The sequence below is a fragment of the Tardiphaga sp. GW821-FHT12E02 genome (assembly GCF_058807155.1).
Genome location: NZ_JBXAQK010000001.1, coordinates 1,619,246 through 1,634,741, shown reverse-complemented (window position 1 = coordinate 1,634,741; position 15,496 = coordinate 1,619,246). Strand labels below are relative to the sequence as shown.

Annotated in this window: 13 protein-coding genes; 5 read left to right on the top strand and 8 right to left on the bottom strand. The window is 62.1% G+C overall.

Going from position 1 to position 15,496, the window contains the following annotated elements:
- Window position 1: 1 nt before the first annotated feature.
- The 6 genes from AC1RQ5_RS07680 to AC1RQ5_RS07655 form a co-directional block, all read right to left on the bottom strand.
- A complete protein-coding gene (locus AC1RQ5_RS07680) occupies window positions 2-760 on the bottom strand; it encodes an ABC transporter permease (RefSeq protein ID WP_398484845.1) in 759 nt (252 codons plus the stop codon).
- Between the two features lie 4 nt (window positions 761-764).
- Window positions 765-1,565, bottom strand: coding sequence for an ABC transporter ATP-binding protein (locus AC1RQ5_RS07675; protein ID WP_493198022.1), 801 nt, complete (start codon window positions 1,563-1,565; stop codon window positions 765-767).
- Window positions 1,566-1,596: 31 nt separating this feature from the next.
- Window positions 1,597-2,574, bottom strand: a complete 978-nt coding sequence (locus AC1RQ5_RS07670) for an ABC transporter substrate-binding protein (RefSeq protein ID WP_493198020.1) — start codon at window positions 2,572-2,574, stop codon at window positions 1,597-1,599.
- A 125-nt stretch (window positions 2,575-2,699) separates the two neighbouring features.
- Entirely contained in the window at window positions 2,700-4,586 is a 1,887-nt protein-coding gene (locus AC1RQ5_RS07665; protein WP_493198018.1) for a hydantoinase B/oxoprolinase family protein, read from the bottom strand.
- Window positions 4,586-6,673 carry a hydantoinase/oxoprolinase family protein gene (locus AC1RQ5_RS07660; protein WP_493198017.1) on the bottom strand — a complete coding sequence of 696 codons (2,088 nt, stop codon included), beginning with the start codon at window positions 6,671-6,673 and terminating at the stop codon, window positions 4,586-4,588. The genes AC1RQ5_RS07665 and AC1RQ5_RS07660 overlap by 1 nt, the downstream gene beginning before the upstream one ends.
- 102 nt (window positions 6,674-6,775) lie before the next feature.
- Window positions 6,776-7,672, bottom strand: a complete 897-nt coding sequence (locus AC1RQ5_RS07655; RefSeq protein ID WP_398475597.1) for a LysR family transcriptional regulator — start codon at window positions 7,670-7,672, stop codon at window positions 6,776-6,778.
- Window positions 7,673-7,875: 203 nt separating this feature from the next.
- Here AC1RQ5_RS07655 and AC1RQ5_RS07650 point away from each other — a divergent pair, with 203 nt between their 5' ends.
- The 5 genes from AC1RQ5_RS07650 to AC1RQ5_RS07630 all read left to right on the top strand — a co-directional run bounded on the left by AC1RQ5_RS07650 (window position 7,876) and on the right by AC1RQ5_RS07630 (window position 13,139).
- Window positions 7,876-9,093 (top strand): lytic murein transglycosylase, encoded by a 1,218-nt coding sequence (locus AC1RQ5_RS07650; protein ID WP_493198015.1) that lies wholly within the window; start codon window positions 7,876-7,878, stop codon window positions 9,091-9,093.
- A 255-nt stretch (window positions 9,094-9,348) separates the two neighbouring features.
- Complete coding sequence (locus tag AC1RQ5_RS07645) at window positions 9,349-9,852, top strand: DUF1993 domain-containing protein (protein WP_398475590.1); 504 nt, start codon at window positions 9,349-9,351, stop codon at window positions 9,850-9,852.
- Window positions 9,853-10,031: 179 nt separating this feature from the next.
- Window positions 10,032-11,123 (top strand): alkene reductase, encoded by a 1,092-nt coding sequence (locus tag AC1RQ5_RS07640; RefSeq protein ID WP_493198012.1) that lies wholly within the window; start codon window positions 10,032-10,034, stop codon window positions 11,121-11,123.
- Between the two features lie 262 nt (window positions 11,124-11,385).
- Window positions 11,386-12,396: an NAD(P)H-quinone oxidoreductase gene (locus AC1RQ5_RS07635; RefSeq protein WP_493198010.1), complete on the top strand. Its 1,011-nt coding sequence runs from the start codon at window positions 11,386-11,388 to the stop codon at window positions 12,394-12,396.
- 203 nt (window positions 12,397-12,599) lie between these two features.
- Window positions 12,600-13,139 (top strand): hypothetical protein, encoded by a 540-nt coding sequence (locus tag AC1RQ5_RS07630; protein ID WP_493198008.1) that lies wholly within the window; start codon window positions 12,600-12,602, stop codon window positions 13,137-13,139.
- Window positions 13,140-13,299: 160 nt separating this feature from the next.
- Here the strand turns inward: AC1RQ5_RS07630 and AC1RQ5_RS07625 are convergent, their stop codons facing one another.
- Window positions 13,300-15,045: an ABC transporter substrate-binding protein gene (locus AC1RQ5_RS07625; RefSeq protein ID WP_398475614.1), complete on the bottom strand. Its 1,746-nt coding sequence runs from the start codon at window positions 15,043-15,045 to the stop codon at window positions 13,300-13,302.
- A gap of 102 nt (window positions 15,046-15,147) precedes the next feature.
- Complete coding sequence (locus AC1RQ5_RS07620; RefSeq protein WP_493198006.1) at window positions 15,148-15,477, bottom strand: DUF2160 domain-containing protein; 330 nt, start codon at window positions 15,475-15,477, stop codon at window positions 15,148-15,150.
- Between the last annotated feature and the right edge of the window lie 19 nt (window positions 15,478-15,496).

Here is a 15,496-nt window from a genome sequence, read left to right as displayed (position 1 = left end):
ATCACCTCCCAGACCAGTGCACGAAGCGGCGTTCGATGGTCAGGAACAAGAGATTGAGGCCGTAGCCGAGGGCGCCGGCTGCGAAGATCGCGGCATACATGTCCGGCATCTCGATCAGCTGCTGCGCCTCGAACACGCGCTGGCCAAGGCCATCTGTGGAGCCGATGAACATCTCGGCCACCACGACGATCACGAGTGCCAGCGAGACGCCATTGCGCAAGCCGACAAAGGTCTGCGGCAGCGACTCCAGCAGCATCACGTCCCACAGCACGCGGATGCGCGAGGCCCCCATCACGCGCGCAGCCAGGATGCGGGTCTTGCGCGCATTCATGACGCCATAGGCGACGTTGAACAGGATCACCAAGGCCGCGCCAAACGCCGCCACTGCGATCTTGGTGCGATCGCCGACACCGAACAGGACGAGGAACAGCGGGAACATCGCCGAGGCCGGCGTCGAGCGGAAGAAGTCGATCACGAATTCCACCGAGCGATAGAGCTTTTCCGAAGAGCCCAGCAGGATGCCAAGCGGAATGGCGACGATTGCTGCGATCACCGTCGAGTAGATCGTGCGCTGCACGGTCTTGATGAAATCGAGGCCGAGCTTGCCGTGACTCATCCCGTTCCACAGCGCCTTGAAGGTCGCCGATGGCGATGGCAGCAATACGGGATCGACGATCTTCAGCCATGCCACCAGCGACCAGACCGCGAGCAGGCCGGCGACACCGATCAGCGGCAACAGGAATTCGAGGCGCTTCAGCATCGCATCACCCCTTGCGGACTTCGCGCTGGAAGATTTCGAGACAATGCGCCTTGGTGCTGATGAAATCCGGCTCGATCATCGTCCTGTCGCTGCGCGGGCGCGGCGCATCATAGGGCACGAATTCGACCACGCGGGCGGGATGACGCGAAAGCAACAGGATACGATCGGACAGATAGACCGCCTCCTCCAGATCATGCGACACCAGCACGGTGGTGGTTGCCGTCTCCATGAAGACGCGCTGCAGCTGCTCGCGCATGAACAGCGTCATTTCATAGTCGAGTGCAGAGAACGGCTCGTCGAGAAACAGGATCTCGGGATCCACCACCAGCGCACGCATGATGGAGACGAGCTGCTGCTGGCCGCCGGACATGTAATAGGGATAGAGATTGAGATCGATCTTGACGTTGAGATTGGCGACAATCTTCTCGACCCTGCGGATGCGCTCGGCCTTCGGCACGCCGCGCACCTTTAGCGGATAGGCGATATTGTCGAAAGCACGCAGCCAGGGAAACATGGCCTCGCGATAGTTCTGGAACACATAGCCGAAATTGATCTTGTTGAGCGGCTGGCCATCGAACAGGATCTCGCCACGGTCCATCGGATAAAGCCCCGCGATCATGTTGATCAGCGTGCTCTTGCCGCAGCCATTGGGCCCGAACACCGACATCAGCTGGCCGCGCGGAATGTCGAAATCGAAGTTGTCGTAGATGACAGCATCGGGGAAGCGCTTGCTCAGCCCACGAATGGTCACATGAGGAGCCGTGCGCCGCAATGCCTCGCGGGCATTCGCCGGAAGTTCGGTCATTGCGGCACTCGGCATGATATCCAACTGGCGATCAATATTTATAGAGATATTTGGTGACGTCGACCTTCTCCGGCACGACGCCGATCGACACGCCGAAATCGGCCAGCTTCTGCAGATCGCCGACCTGGCCGGGCGTCATGTCCTTGGCCATCGTGTAGCCGAGCATCGCGACCATATCGATGACATTTTCCGGCGTGAGCGTGTTCTTGACGAGATATTTGCGCGCATCATCAGGATTGGTCTTGATGTAGTCGATTGCCTTGGCCCAGGCCATCGCGAAGCGCTTGGCGACATCCGGGCGTTTCTGGATGAAGTCGCTGGTAATGGCACAGCCGGCAGCAAAGGCGTCAGCCTTGGCATCCCCGAGGATGTAGGTGGAGATCACGCCAGCCTCCAGCGTGCGCGCCACGCCGGCCTTGATCATCATCGAGGCATTCGGCTCAAGCGTATAACCGCCATCAAAACTTCCCGCCTGCATCGCATTGACGTGCTGGCCCATGTCGAGCTGATCGATGGTGTAGTCACCGTCCTTCAGACCATTCTTGGCAAGGACACCTTTGGCGGTGTTGACATTTGCCGGCCCCGGCGCGGACAGCAGCTTCATGCCTTTCAGATCGGAAATCTTCTCAGCCTTGACACCGTTGCGGACAACGAACTGTTCCATCTTGTATTGGGGCGTCTGGCTGTTGAGCGCGATATACATGGCGACGCCCGGCTTCTTGATATTGGCGTTGAGACCTTCCAGCGTCACCAGCACCGCGGACACCTCGATCTGACCGGTGATCATGGCGGCGACATTAGCCGGGCCGCCCATCAGCTTGGTCATGTCCGGTTCGATATTCTGCTCCTTGAAGAAGCCCTTCTCGACCGCGACGAAATAGGGCAGCGACGAACTGAGCGGAAACACGCCGACGGCGACCTTGTCCATGGCGGATGCCATCGGGATCGCGCTACCGGCCACGGCAACCCACGCAACTGCCGTCAACATCAAACGCTTCAGCGCATTCATCCGTCGATCTCCTGTGTCGCGAGCGAGCCCCCTCGCCGCTGTGATCCCGCCCCGAAATTCCAGGGCCTTTTCTGCGTTCTAACGAGCAAGTATCGTGCCGCCTCCGTCTCACACGGAGCCGGGTATCAGCGCATGCGCGGCCGGTGTTCGCCACGCAACATCTTCTCATAGCCTTCGCCACGATCGATCATCGGAAGCGCGGCGGTGCGCTTGCTCCTGAGGTCCATGCGAGTGCGGTCCGTCGCAGCCATGTCCACTTGCGGCTCGTCGGGATCGTCGCCGGCCACAAAGACAACGCCGTAATCGCGCAGCGCGCTGTCCGGCGATACGCGTCCTTCGATCAGGTCGCGCTGTACCAGTTCAACCTCACGATCGAGCGGATCGCCCCATCCGCCGCCGCCGGTGGTGACCACGCGGACGACCTGGCCTTTCAAAACGGGATCGCCATCCACGAGCCCGCCGAGATCGCGCGCTTCGCCTGCGAGATCGACGGTGACGCAGAACGGCTGCCCGGCCTTGCCACCCTTGACGCCATAGCAGCCGAGACGGACGCGATCGGCGGTGACGATGGTGCGGCAATCGACCAGCATGCGATAATGTTTCTCGTAGCCCTGGCCGCCGCGGCGATAGCCGACACCGCCTGAGTCGGTCGAGAGCGCGAGCTTCTCGACGAGATAGGGAAACTTGGTTTCGGTGAATTCTGCTGGCTGATTGCGCGAGTCCGGCACGATGTGGATGACGTCGCTGCCATCGGCATAATAGCGACCGCCCGAACCGCCGCCGAGCACCTCGCGCGACAGGAATGACTTGCCCTCGAGGTCCTTGCCGTAGAATCCGGTATAGCGGATCGTCTCCTGATCCGCAGGCATGCGGCCATCGACGGCCTGCGCGACGACGCCGCCGAGCAGGCCGAGGCTGCGCAGCAGCACGAAGGAGCGCGCATTGGTCGCTGCCGGCCATTCCGGCGTGATCAGCGTGCCCTTGGGCGGGAAGATGATCTCGAACACATCGCAGACGCCTTCATTGACGTGGATCTCTGCCGCGCGCTCAGGCGTATCGGCAAGATTGCGCAGCACCGGCGCGATCCATTTGATCAGGAAAGCACCATCGGCATAGTCGATGGGCCAGTTGATCGGCCCGGTGGATTGCGGATCGGTGCCGTTGAAATCGAGGATGAGCTTGCCATCCTTCTTGGTCATCTTGATCGCGATCTTGTGCAGCTTCGGATCGGTGATACCGTCGTGTTCGACATAGTCTTCCCAGGCATAGTCGCCATCGGCGATCTTGCTGAGTAGTTCGTCGCGAAAGATATCGCGGCATTTGTCGAGAATGGCCTGGAAGCAGAGTTCGACCTGCGCGCGACCGAAACGCTCGAACAGGCCGGCCATGCGACGCGCGCCCATCAGGCAGGCCTGCACCTCGCTGTCGAGATCCGCCGACAGCATTTCGGGCACGCGGGTGTTGCGGCGGATGATGGTAAATACCGCCTCGTTGCGCACGCCCTCGCTATAGATCTTCACCGGCGGGATGGCGATGCCTTCCTCGAACACGGTGGCGGCGGTGCCGGGCATCGAGCCGGGCACGCGTCCGCCGACGTCGTCGTGATGACCGAAGGCCTGGATATAGGCGACCACCTCGCCGTCATGAAACACCGGGACCGTGCTGCAGACATCGGGGAGATGACCGATGGAGCCTTCGGTGAGATAGGTGTCGTTCATCAGGAACACGTCGCCGGGCTTCATGGTCTCCGGCGGAAAGTCGCGCACCACGGCATTGGGCATGGCCGAATAGGAGCGGCCGGTGAGCTTGCGGCAATATTTGTCGAACAGGCCGACACGATAATCATGCGCCTCGCGGATCATCGGCGAGCGCGCCGTGCGCTCGATGGCATATTCGATCTCGGCCTCGATGGAATTCAGCGTGCCCTCGACGATCTGCAGCACGATGGGATCGACCATCGTAGCATCGGTCTGCGGGGCCGTGGGCCATGGATGCTTGCTGTGCTTGTTCATCACACCGACTCCTTTGCCGATACCGGACGAATGACGAGAATGCCGTGCGGATCGACCTCGACGCTCTGATACGGGAACACCACCGTGGTGGAGCCGAATTCCTCGACGATGGCGGGGCCGAGCACCCGCCCGCCCGGCGGCAGCGCGGCGCGGTCATAGACCGGCGTGTCGCGGAAGGCGCTGCCGAAATAGACCGGGCGGCTCGATTGCGCCGCCGGATTGCCGGCGCGCGCCGCCAGCTTCGGCAGCGACGGACGATCGATCACGCCAAAGCCGGAGACGCACAGATTGACCAGCTCGATCTTCTGCCGGCCGGCATAGTCATAGCCAAAGGTCTTGCGGTGGGCGGCGTTGAAACTGTCGACCAGCCCTTTCAAGAAGGCCGCATCGATGGCGCCCGACGGCGCGGGCACGCGCACTTCCATGGACTGGCCGGCATAGCGGATATCGGCCTCGCGCACGATCCGGATGCGCGCGGGATCGATGCCGTCGCGTTTGAGCGTGGCGGTCGCCTCGCCCTCGAGCGTGGCATAGCGCGCCGCGATATCGGCGAGATCGATGGCATCTTCATGCATCACCTTGGTGACCATGTGATCGGTGCGCCAATCCACCGCCAGCAGGCCAAAGGCGGAGAGATTGCCGGGATTGGGCGGCACGATGCAGGCCTTCATGCCGAGCAGATCCATCACCGCGGCGGACTGCACGGGCCCGGCACCGCCGAAGGACAGCAGGCCGAAGGTGCGCGGATCGATGCCGCGCTGGATCGTCATCTGGCGGATCGCATTGGCCTGGCTCCAATTGGCGATCTCGATGATGCCCGAGGCGAGCTGCTCGACGCTCATATTGCCGGGCAATCGTGCGGCCAACGCCGCGATGCCTTCGCGGGCGCGCGCGACATTCAGCGTGATGCCGCCGCCGATCAAGGCTGCCGGCAGCCGACCGAGCACGAGATTGGCATCGGTGATCGTCGGCTCCGGGCCGCCATTGGGGTAACACATCGGACCGGGATCGGCGCCGGCGCTGCGCGGGCCGACCTTGAGATGGCCTTCGCGACTGAGCCAGGCGATGGAGCCACCGCCGGTGCCGATGGTCTCGATATCGATCATCGGGATGCGCACCGGGAACGGGCCGACCGAACCGCCATTGGTGATCTGCGGTTTTGCGCCTTCGATCAGGCAGAGATCGGTGGAGGTGCCGCCGGCATCGAGGGTGACCAGATCGGGGAAGCCCGCGATCTCGGCAATGACGGCGCTGCCGAGCGCGCCGGCCGCTGGTCCCGAGAGCGCGGTGGTGATCGGCTTACGCACCACCTGCTCGGCGCTGGCGACGCCACCGCTCGACTGCATCACCAGAAACGGCTTGTCCTGCAGGCCCCGGCCGAGCTCGTCATGCACGCGCTTGAGATAGCGGTCCATATACGGCTTGACGTAAGCGTCCACCAGCGTGGTGACCGCGCGCTCATATTCGCGATATTCGGGCAGCACCTCGCAGGACAGCGACAGCGTCGCCTCCGGATACTCCTCGGCGACGATTGCGGCGACGCGGCGCTCATGGGCGTCATTGGCATAGGCATGCAGCAGGCAGATGCCGATGGAGCGGATGTTCCTGGCGCGAAAGAAGCGTGCGGCAGCGCGGACGCTGTCCTCGTCGAGCGGCTTGAGTTCATTGCCCTTGAAATCGAGGCGCCCGGTGACCTCGCGGACGAATTGCAGCGGCACGATGCGATCGGGCTTCACCCAGAAATACGAATTGCCATAGCCATCCGGCACCGACTGACGCGCGATCTCCAGAATATGCCGGAAGCCGGTATTGACGATCAGGCCGAGCGAGTCGATCGCGCCCTGCAGCAAGGCATTGGTGGCGACCGTGGTGCCATGGGCGAGACCAGCGACATCCTCATGGGTGGCACCATGGGCTTCAAGGATGGCATTGACGCCGCGGACCAGCGCGATACCGGGATTGCCCGGCGTGCTCGACACCTTGGTGACCTGGGTCGCGCCGGACTCCATATCGACGGACACGATGTCGGTGAAGGTGCCGCCTGTATCGATGCCGATCCGAAAACGGGGGGTCGAGAGCTGGGACATTGGCGCACCATTCCGTGTGAACGTGCCCCAGCATCCGTCGGCGGCTGCTTCCAAGTCAAAAACCGATTACCGATACACCTATCGGAAAATCAGATGGCTCGCTCAAGACTGCTTCAGCATCTCCAGCACGGTCTGCAATGCGCTCTCCTTGCGCCGCGACATCGGCTGGCGGCGGCGATAGAAGCTGAAGGCGACATTGCGCGCCGGCGCGATCGCCATCGCCTTCAACTGGCCGAGCGCCACTTCATTGGCCACGCAGGGGCGCGGCACGACGGCAAGGCCGCCACCGGATTGCACGATGATCTTGATGGTCTCGATATTGTCCACCACCGCACGGATATTCGGCTTCATGCCGAGATCGGTGAACAGCGACATCACCACCGGGCCATAGCCGACCGACAATTCGCTCATGATGAAGGGCTCGGCAATCAGGCGGCCGATATCGACCGGCTGCTTGCTGCGCGCCAATGCATGTTTCACCGGTACGATCAGCGCCATCTCCGCATCGGCCAGCCGATCGAATACGAGACCGGAAGGCAGCCGTTCCGGATCGGACTCGATCGCAAGGCCGGCATCGATGCGTTCTTCATGCAGCTCGGTGAAGATCGCGCGGGTCGGCGTGGTCTGGATATTGAGCTGCACATCCGGGAGCTTCTTGTGCAGATCCTGGAACAGCCGCGGGATGAAGAGCTGCGCCATGCCCGATCCCATGGCGATGGTCAGCGTATCCAGCTTGGCGCCGCGCAGCCGCCGCGCCGTGTCCGACAGGCTGAGCAGGTCGCCGACCACGCGCTCGGATTCATACAGGAACGTGCGGCCACGATCCGTCGCCTCGATGCCGCGCGGGGTGCGCGTGAACAGGTCGAAGCCGATCTCCTCCTCCAGCAGGCGCACCTGTTCGCTGACGGCGGACTGCGAAATATTGAGCCGCTTGGCCGCGCGCGTGAAACTGCGCTCTTTCGACACCGATAGCGCGTAACGTAACTGCCGGAAATCCAAACCGTCATCCCCTCTCACAGTGCGAAGCCGCCGGAGACTAACGGGCGGACGGGACAGAGTCACATTTTCGCGGATGACGTGTCGCTTGGTCATGGCCGGGCTTGACCCGGCCATCCATCTTGATGGTTAGTGCATGCAGCAAAGATGGATGCCCGGGTCAGGCCCGGGCATGACGTGTGGGGATTGCAATGCCTGGACTTCTGATGATTGCCAGATTTACGGCACTTCTCATCGCAAGCTTCACGATCCTCACCTCCCCGGCCTCCGCCCAGCGCGGCGCATCCTGCCATGGCGGGCAGAGTTTTGATCAGTTTCTCGCAGGACTGAAGCAGCAAGCCGTCGCTGCCGGTGTCTCGCAGCGGGCGATGGCGGAAGCCGCGCCTTACCTCGTCTATGACCAGGGCATCGTCAATCGCGACCGTGGGCAAAAGGTGTTCGGGCAGCTGTTCACGCAATTTGCCGGACGCATGGCGGCGGATTACCGGATGCAGAACGGGCAGCTCAAGATCAAGCAACATGCCGCCGCCTTCGCGCGTGCCGAGAAGGAATATGGCGTGCCGCCGGCGGTGATCGCGGCATTCTGGGCGCTGGAAAGCGATTTTGGCGTGCAGATGGGCAATCTGCAGACGCTGCGCTCGCTGGTGTCGCTGGCCTATGATTGCCGGCGTTCAAGAATGTTTCAGGACGAGACGATTGCAGCGCTGAAGATCATCGATCGCGGCGATCTGGCGCCGGCCGAGATGATCGGATCATGGGCCGGCGAACTCGGCCAGACGCAGTTTCTACCGACGCACTACTTCAATTATGCCGTCGACTATGACGGCGACGGCCATCGCAACCTGTTGCGTAGCCCCGCAGATGTGATCGGCTCCACCGCGCATTACATTTCCACCGGGTTGAAATGGCGCCGTGGCGAGCCGTGGCTGCAGGAAGTGCGTGTCGGCGAGAACCTTCCATGGGATCAGGCTGACCTCACCGTGAAACTGCCGCGCGCCAAATGGGCGTCGCTCGGTGTCAGCTATCCCGATGGCCGGCCGCTGCCCAATGACGACATGCCGGCTTCGCTGCTGCTGCCGATGGGCCGGCATGGCCCGGCCTTCCTGGCCTATGCGAATTTTGCGGCTTACACCGAATGGAATAACTCGCTGATCTATTCCACGACGGCGGCCTATCTCGCGACGCGCATTGCCGGGGCCTCCAAGATGCGCCAGCCTTCGGCGCCGGTTGCACAGCTGTCGCATAACGAGCTGCGTGAATTGCAGCAATTGCTGGCCAGGCGCGGCTTCAATGTCGGCAAGGTGGATGGCATCCTCGGCCAGCAAAGCCGCACCGCGGTGAAGGCGATGCAGGTGAAATTCGGATTACCGGCGGATTCCTGGCCGACGGCGGAGCTGCTGGGGGCGCTGAAATCCGGGCGGTAACCTGTCATCGCCCGGCTTGACCGGGCGATCCAGTAAACATCGACCTTCGCGGCTTAATTAATATCGTCAGTGTCTACTGGATCGCCCGCTTCCGCGGGGGACGACAGATGACAAGAGAGTGTACAGCCACGACAAATTTCTTCTCTTTTATGATACCGGGGCGGTTGAATTCCCTCAACCGCGCCCCAAGTCCATGCAGCAGCATCTTTCTTGTTTCCGCCGCTGCGAAGTTGACCCGCATCACAGAGAAGCCTCATGTCATTCTACGATTCCGCCGTTCCCGCCTATCTGCAGATGCTCGGCAGCCTGTCCGCCATTCTCGACAAGGCGGAAGCCCATGCGGCGGCCAGGAAAATCGACCCCCAGGTCCTGCTCAGCGCGCGGCTTTTTCCGGACATGCTGCCACTGACCAAACAGGTGCAGACTGCCTGCGACCAGGCCATGCGTGGCTGCGCAAGATTGACCCAGAACGAACCACTCTCGGTGCCCGACACCGAAACGACATTCGCTGAACTGAAAGCGCGGATTGCCAGGGCCGTCGACTATGTGAAGGGCTTTACGCCCGCGCAATTCGAGGGCGCCGACTCCCGCGACGTCACCTTCCCGATCGGCGCCGGCAAGACCACCACCATGTCGGGCCAGCAGTTCCTGACCAGCTTCAACCTGCCGAACTTCTACTTCCACGTCACCATTGCCCACGGCATTCTGCGACATAACGGTGTCGAGATTGGCAAGCGCGACTTCCTCGGCGCAAATTGAGCGGTGATGCGGGGAGGACAATCCAGTGCTCGCAGCCTTGATCGCGACACACCCATTGCGCGATCCGCATCCATTCAGCGTGAACATTCTTTCGCCACCCGTGCGCCCGCAGTTGCCTTGCTAAAGCCCGCCGCAATGCGCAATTCCATCTTCATCGATCCCCTTCCGGAGCTTTCCTGATGAGCACGTCCAAACTCTTCGAGCCCTACAAGCTTGGCAAACTCACGCTGACCAACCGGACCGCGATGGCACCGCTGACGCGCAACCGCGCGCTGCCCGGTTTCGTGCCCGGCCCGCTGGCCGCCGAATATTACAGCCAGCGCGCCAGTGCCGGCCTGCTGATCACCGAAGCGAGCCAGATCTCGCAGCAGGGCCAGGGCTATCAGGACACGCCGGGCATCTACACCCCGGAGCAGGTCGCCGGCTGGAAGACAGTCACCGATGCCGTGCACGCCAAGGGCGGCCACATCTTCATCCAGCTCTGGCATGTGGGTCGTATCTCGCATACCAGCCTGCAGCCGAATGGCGGCAAGCCGGTCTCGGCCTCGGCAATCGCGGCAAAGACCAAGACCTTCGTCAACAACACCTTCACCGACGTCTCCGAACCGCGCGCGCTCGAGCTTGCGGAAATTCCCGGCCTGATCGACGACTACAAGCGCGCCGCAAAGAACGCGGTTGAAGCCGGCTTCGACGGCGTCGAGATTCATGCGGCCAATGGCTATCTGCTCGAGCAATTCGCTCGCGCGAGCACCAACAAGCGCACCGATGCCTATGGTGGCTCGATCGAGAACCGCTCAAAGCTGATCCTCGAAGTGGCAGCCGCCATCGCGAAGGAAATCGGCAGCGACAAGACCGGCATCCGCATCTCGCCGGTGACGCCCGCCAATGACGCCGCCATCGACACCGATGCGCAAAAGCTGTTCGACCACATCACCGACGGGCTCAGCGCCGAGAAGCTGGTCTATCTGCATGTGGTGGAAGGCGCCACCGGCGGCCCGCGCGACAACGCCCCGTTCGACTATGCCAGCCTGCGCAAGCGCTTTGGCGGGACGTATATCGCCAATAACGGCTTTGACTTTGCGCTGGCGGAGAAGGTACTGGCAGCCGATGCCGCCGACCTGATCGCCTTCGGCAAGCCGTTCATTTCAAATCCGGACCTGGTCGAGCGCCTCAAGGCCGGCGCACCGCTGAACGAGCCTGACAAGGCGACCTTCTATGGCGGCGGCGCGAAGGGCTATACGGATTATCCCACGCTGGCAGCGGCGAAGTAGGACGCAGGCGTCTCCACACACTCTGATTGTCATCCCCGTGAAAGCGGGGATCCCGTAGACACCGGCAGCTCGGCAAGAATACTGGCGCCTCGGTTTACGGGATCACCCGCTTTCGCGGGTGATGACAGATGAGATTGAAGCAGATGGCTAGCCACAATGAAGAGGCCGGGATCGCTCCCGGCTTTTTGTTTGCAATTTTCGGCGCACGCCATCATGTCGTACTCACTCGTGAAACGATGCGCCTATCGCAATCAGGTTCAACATGACGCAATCCACCTATCCCATCTCCATGAAGGCCGCTGCCTTCGATGACTTTGGCGGACCGGAGGTGTTGCGCTATGTCGATGTCCCCTCGCCGGTCGCGCGGTCGAACGACCTCATCGTGCGTGTGGCTGCGGCCGGCATCAACCAGGCTGACGTCAACTACCGGCTCGGCAAATACGGCAAGCAACCGAATTTCGGCGATTCCGATCTGACCGGTCTTGAAATTGCAGGCGCTGTCATCGCCGTCGGCGACGCGGTCACGACATATAAGCCGGGCGACCGTGTGATGGGCATCACCGGTGGCGGCGGTTATGCCGAGCTGGCGCGCCTGGATGCCGGCCTCGCGATGCCCGTGCCGGACTGGCTGACGGATATCGAAGCCGCAGCGATCCCTGAAGCTTTTGTCACCGCCCATCAGGCGCTGTTTCATCTCGGCCGCCTGCAGGAAGGCGAACGCGCGCTGATCCACGGCGCCGGTGGCGGTGTCGGATCGGCGGCGGTGCAGCTCGCTGTTCTGGCCGGAGCTGGTGCCGTCATCACCACCAGCAGCGACGCCAAGCGTGACAGACTGCTATCGCTCGGCGTTCATCGCGCGATCGACTATCGCAGCGAGCAATTCGACGAGGTCATCGCGCAGTTACCGAGCGAGCCCGGCGTCGATGTGATCGTGGACTTCGTCGGCGCCCCCTATCTCGAACGCAACATCCGCTCGCTCCGTCCCGGCGGACGCCTGATCCAGATCGGCATTTCCGGCGGAGCACAAGGAACGCTTCCGCTGGATCTCGTTCTCTTCAAGCGGTTGCGGATCGAGGGCACCGTGATGAAATCCGTGTCGCTGCAGGAGAAGCGCAACATGGTCAGTCGCTTTGCCGAGCGATGGATGCCGGCGCTGGTGAAGCGCGAGCTGACGCCGATCATCGATCGGACCTTTGCGCTGAGCGACGCCGGCGAGGCGCATCGCTATCTGCAGCGCGCCGAGCATTTTGGCAAAATCCTGTTGCTGCCGTAAGGCACAGTCCTGTAGCCCGGCTGTCTTGCACATTCCTGCGCATGCGGCGCGAGAGCGCATATACCTTCGTTCAGACCGCGCAAACGCAAGCATGCTCAAGGCACGCTCTCGCGTGATGGAGCCGCGCGCGTCGTGCTGCGACAACAATGGCGTCGTTCCCGTCGAATGACAGCTGGCAGACAGCCACTGCAAAGGACATCGCCATGAAAATCCTCCTCGATCAGATCCTCTCCCAATCCGCTTTTTCGAGCGACATCGACGTCGCCATCGACAAGATCGATATCGCCGACTGGCTGTTCAACCTGCCGGAGGCGGAATATCAACGCTGCTGCCCGCCCGACCATATCTCTGCGGGCACGACCAGCACCGATGACGGACGGCGGATGTCGATCAATGTGGAGCAGATCGGCGCGGGGCTGGTGATCCAGCACTATGTGGCCGAGGAGGCGACGCCGACCTATTGCAGGATGAATTCGATTTCGGATGTGTTCACCGCAAGCGGGCGCACGCAGGTGAATGTGATCTGGGAATTGATCGCGGAGCCGCTGGATGGCGGTCGCACGCGCTACACCAATCGCGTCACTTGCCATCCGACAGATGCGTTCATGGCGTTTATTGCGGAGCATGGCCAGCCATTCGAGCAGGCGGCTGCAGCGCGGCAGGCTGCCGGCGGCGATCACAACAGCCGCGAGACGCCGCTGTTTGCGGCGAGCATTGCAAGGAAGGCACTGGGGAAGAAGTGAGGTCGTGCCTTCTCCCCGCCTGCGGGGAGAAGGTGTCGGCGCGAAGCGACAACGGATGAGGGGGCTCTCCGCAAGCACGGAGCAAGGGAAGAGCCCCCTCACCCGCCCGGCTTCGCCGGACGACCTCTCCCCGCAGGCGGGGAGAGGTTAGGGATGGAGCCTAGTTCGCCGACGCGCGCTTCTGCGGCGGGGTGGCGGGCCACGACTTGATCAGCGTGTCGTAATCCACCGTCTCGCCCTTCGGCTTCTCATTCGCCAGCTTGCGCTGCGGCGCGATGTTGCCGTCCTTCGCGGACTTGTTGTACCAGAACTCCGCGGTCTCCTTCTTGTTCAGCTTCGGACCGCATTCGCCCTGCACCTTCGACCGCTCGAGACGCTCCAGCACCGAGTCCTGGGCTGCGGCCAGCGAGTCCATCGCCTGCTGCGGCGTCTTCGCACCGGACGAGGCATCGCCGATGTTCTGCCACCACAGCTGCGCCAGCTTCGGATAGTCCGGGATGTTGTTGCCGGTGGGCGACCACTGCACGCGGGCCGGCGAGCGATAGAACTCGATCAGACCGCCAAGCTTTGGCGCACGTTCAGTGAACGACTTGTCCCAGATATCGCTTTCGCGGATGAAGGTGAGACCGACATGGCTCTTCTTCAGCGACACCGACTTCGAGGTGATGAACTGCAGGTAGAGCCAGGCGGCCTTGCGGCGATCCGGCGGCGTCGACTTGAGCAGCGTGCCCGAGCCCACGTCCTGGTAGCCGAGCTTCATGCCTTCCTTCCAATAGGCACCATGCGGTGACGGCGCCATGCGCCATTTCGGCGTGCCATCCGCATTCATCACCGGAAGGCCGGGCTTCACCATGTCGGCGGTGAAGGCGGTGTACCAGAACATCTGCTGGGCGACATTGCCTTGCGCCGGCACCGGACCCGACTCCGAGAAGGTCATGCCCTGCGCCTGCGGCGGAGCATATTTCTTCATCCAGTCGAGATATTTCACGATCGAATAGACCGCCGCCGGACCATTGGTATCGCCGCCGCGCTCGATCGATGAGCCGACCGGACGGCAGCCTTCCATGCGGATGCCCCATTCATCGACGGGCAGACCATTCGGCAGGCCCTTGTCGCCATTGCCGGCCATGGAGAGCCACGCATCGGTGAAGCGCCAGCCGAGCGACGGGTCCTTCTTGCCATAGTCCATATGGCCGAACACCTTGACGCCATCGATCGTCTTGATGTCGTTGGTGAAGAATTCGGCTATGTCTTCATAGGCCGACCAGTTCACCGGCACGCCGAGATCGTAGCCATACTTGGCCTTGAACTTGGACTTGTACTCGGCATTGGTGAACCAGTCATACCGGAACCAATAGACATTGGCGAACTGCTGGTCGGGCAGTTGATACATCTTTTTATCCGGCCCTGTCGTGAACGACGTGCCGATGAAATCCTTGATGTCCAGCGAGGGGCTGGTGACATCCTTGCCTTCGCCACTCATGTAGTCGGTGAGCGGGATGGTCTGGCCGTAGCGGAAATGCGTGCCGATCAGATCGGAGTCGTTAATCCAGCCGTCATAGACGTTCTTGCCGGACTGCATCTGCGTCTGCAGCTTCTCGACCACGTCGCCTTCCTGGATCAGGTCATGCTTCAGCTTGATACCGGTGATCTCGGAAAACGCTTTGGCGAGCGTGCGCGATTCATATTCATGCGTGGTGATGGTTTCGGAGACGACATTGATCTCCATGCCCTTGAAGGGGGCGGCCGCCTTTTCGTACCACTGCAGCTCCTTGAGCTGTTCTTCCTTCGACAGCGTCGAGGGCTGGAATTCGCTGTCGATCCACTTCTGGATCGTGGCGTCATCCGCCTTGGCGGGGACGGCGAGCAGCGCGCTCGCGGCCATCAGCGCGGCGGCGCTGGTCATCATGATGTGGCGCGTCGGACGACGGGCCTGCTTAGACAGGTGCCTCATAACTTCCTCCCATATGTTCAGGCCGGGTTATCCCGTGCCTGCAGTCCAGACTGGTCAGACGGTGCGGAAAATTCCCACCGCCGCGGCCAGCGAAATCAATGTCGCGAACCAGAGATTCGAGACTTCAAAACCTTCCTCGCCGATGGGCAGCGTGGCGACCGGATCGGAGCCGATGAAGGCGATCCACAGGAGATGGATCACAGCGGCCGCGATCAGCGACAGGAACAGGCGATCGCCGCGCGTGGTCGGAATGCGGAGAATGCCGACGCGCTCGGCTTCGGGATAACGCACGGCGAGCACGGTCATGGTTGCGAGCATGAGCGCGATGGCCGCAAAGAAGATCGCGGTCGGCGGCGTCCAGGCCATCCAGGCGATGTGATCCATCTTACGCCTCCGCTCTTGC

Excerpts from the sequence above, each read along its gene's own strand:
- AC1RQ5_RS07680 (WP_398484845.1), bottom strand. The coding sequence starts at position 760 with ATGCTGAAGCGCCTCGAATTCCTGTTGCCGCTGATCGGTGTCGCCGGC.
- AC1RQ5_RS07675 (WP_493198022.1), bottom strand. The coding sequence starts at position 1,565 with ATGACCGAACTTCCGGCGAATGCCCGCGAGGCATTGCGGCGCACGGCT.
- AC1RQ5_RS07670 (WP_493198020.1), bottom strand. The coding sequence starts at position 2,574 with ATGAATGCGCTGAAGCGTTTGATGTTGACGGCAGTTGCGTGGGTTGCC.
- AC1RQ5_RS07665 (WP_493198018.1), bottom strand. The coding sequence starts at position 4,586 with ATGAACAAGCACAGCAAGCATCCATGGCCCACGGCCCCGCAGACCGAT.
- AC1RQ5_RS07660 (WP_493198017.1), bottom strand. The coding sequence starts at position 6,673 with ATGTCCCAGCTCTCGACCCCCCGTTTTCGGATCGGCATCGATACAGGC.
- AC1RQ5_RS07650 (WP_493198015.1), top strand. The coding sequence starts at position 7,876 with ATGATTGCCAGATTTACGGCACTTCTCATCGCAAGCTTCACGATCCTC.
- AC1RQ5_RS07645 (WP_398475590.1), top strand. The coding sequence starts at position 9,349 with ATGTCATTCTACGATTCCGCCGTTCCCGCCTATCTGCAGATGCTCGGC.
- AC1RQ5_RS07640 (WP_493198012.1), top strand. The coding sequence starts at position 10,032 with ATGAGCACGTCCAAACTCTTCGAGCCCTACAAGCTTGGCAAACTCACG.
- AC1RQ5_RS07635 (WP_493198010.1), top strand. The coding sequence starts at position 11,386 with ATGACGCAATCCACCTATCCCATCTCCATGAAGGCCGCTGCCTTCGAT.
- AC1RQ5_RS07630 (WP_493198008.1), top strand. The coding sequence starts at position 12,600 with ATGAAAATCCTCCTCGATCAGATCCTCTCCCAATCCGCTTTTTCGAGC.
- AC1RQ5_RS07625 (WP_398475614.1), bottom strand. The coding sequence starts at position 15,045 with ATGACCAGCGCCGCCGCGCTGATGGCCGCGAGCGCGCTGCTCGCCGTC.
- AC1RQ5_RS07620 (WP_493198006.1), bottom strand. The coding sequence starts at position 15,477 with ATGGATCACATCGCCTGGATGGCCTGGACGCCGCCGACCGCGATCTTC.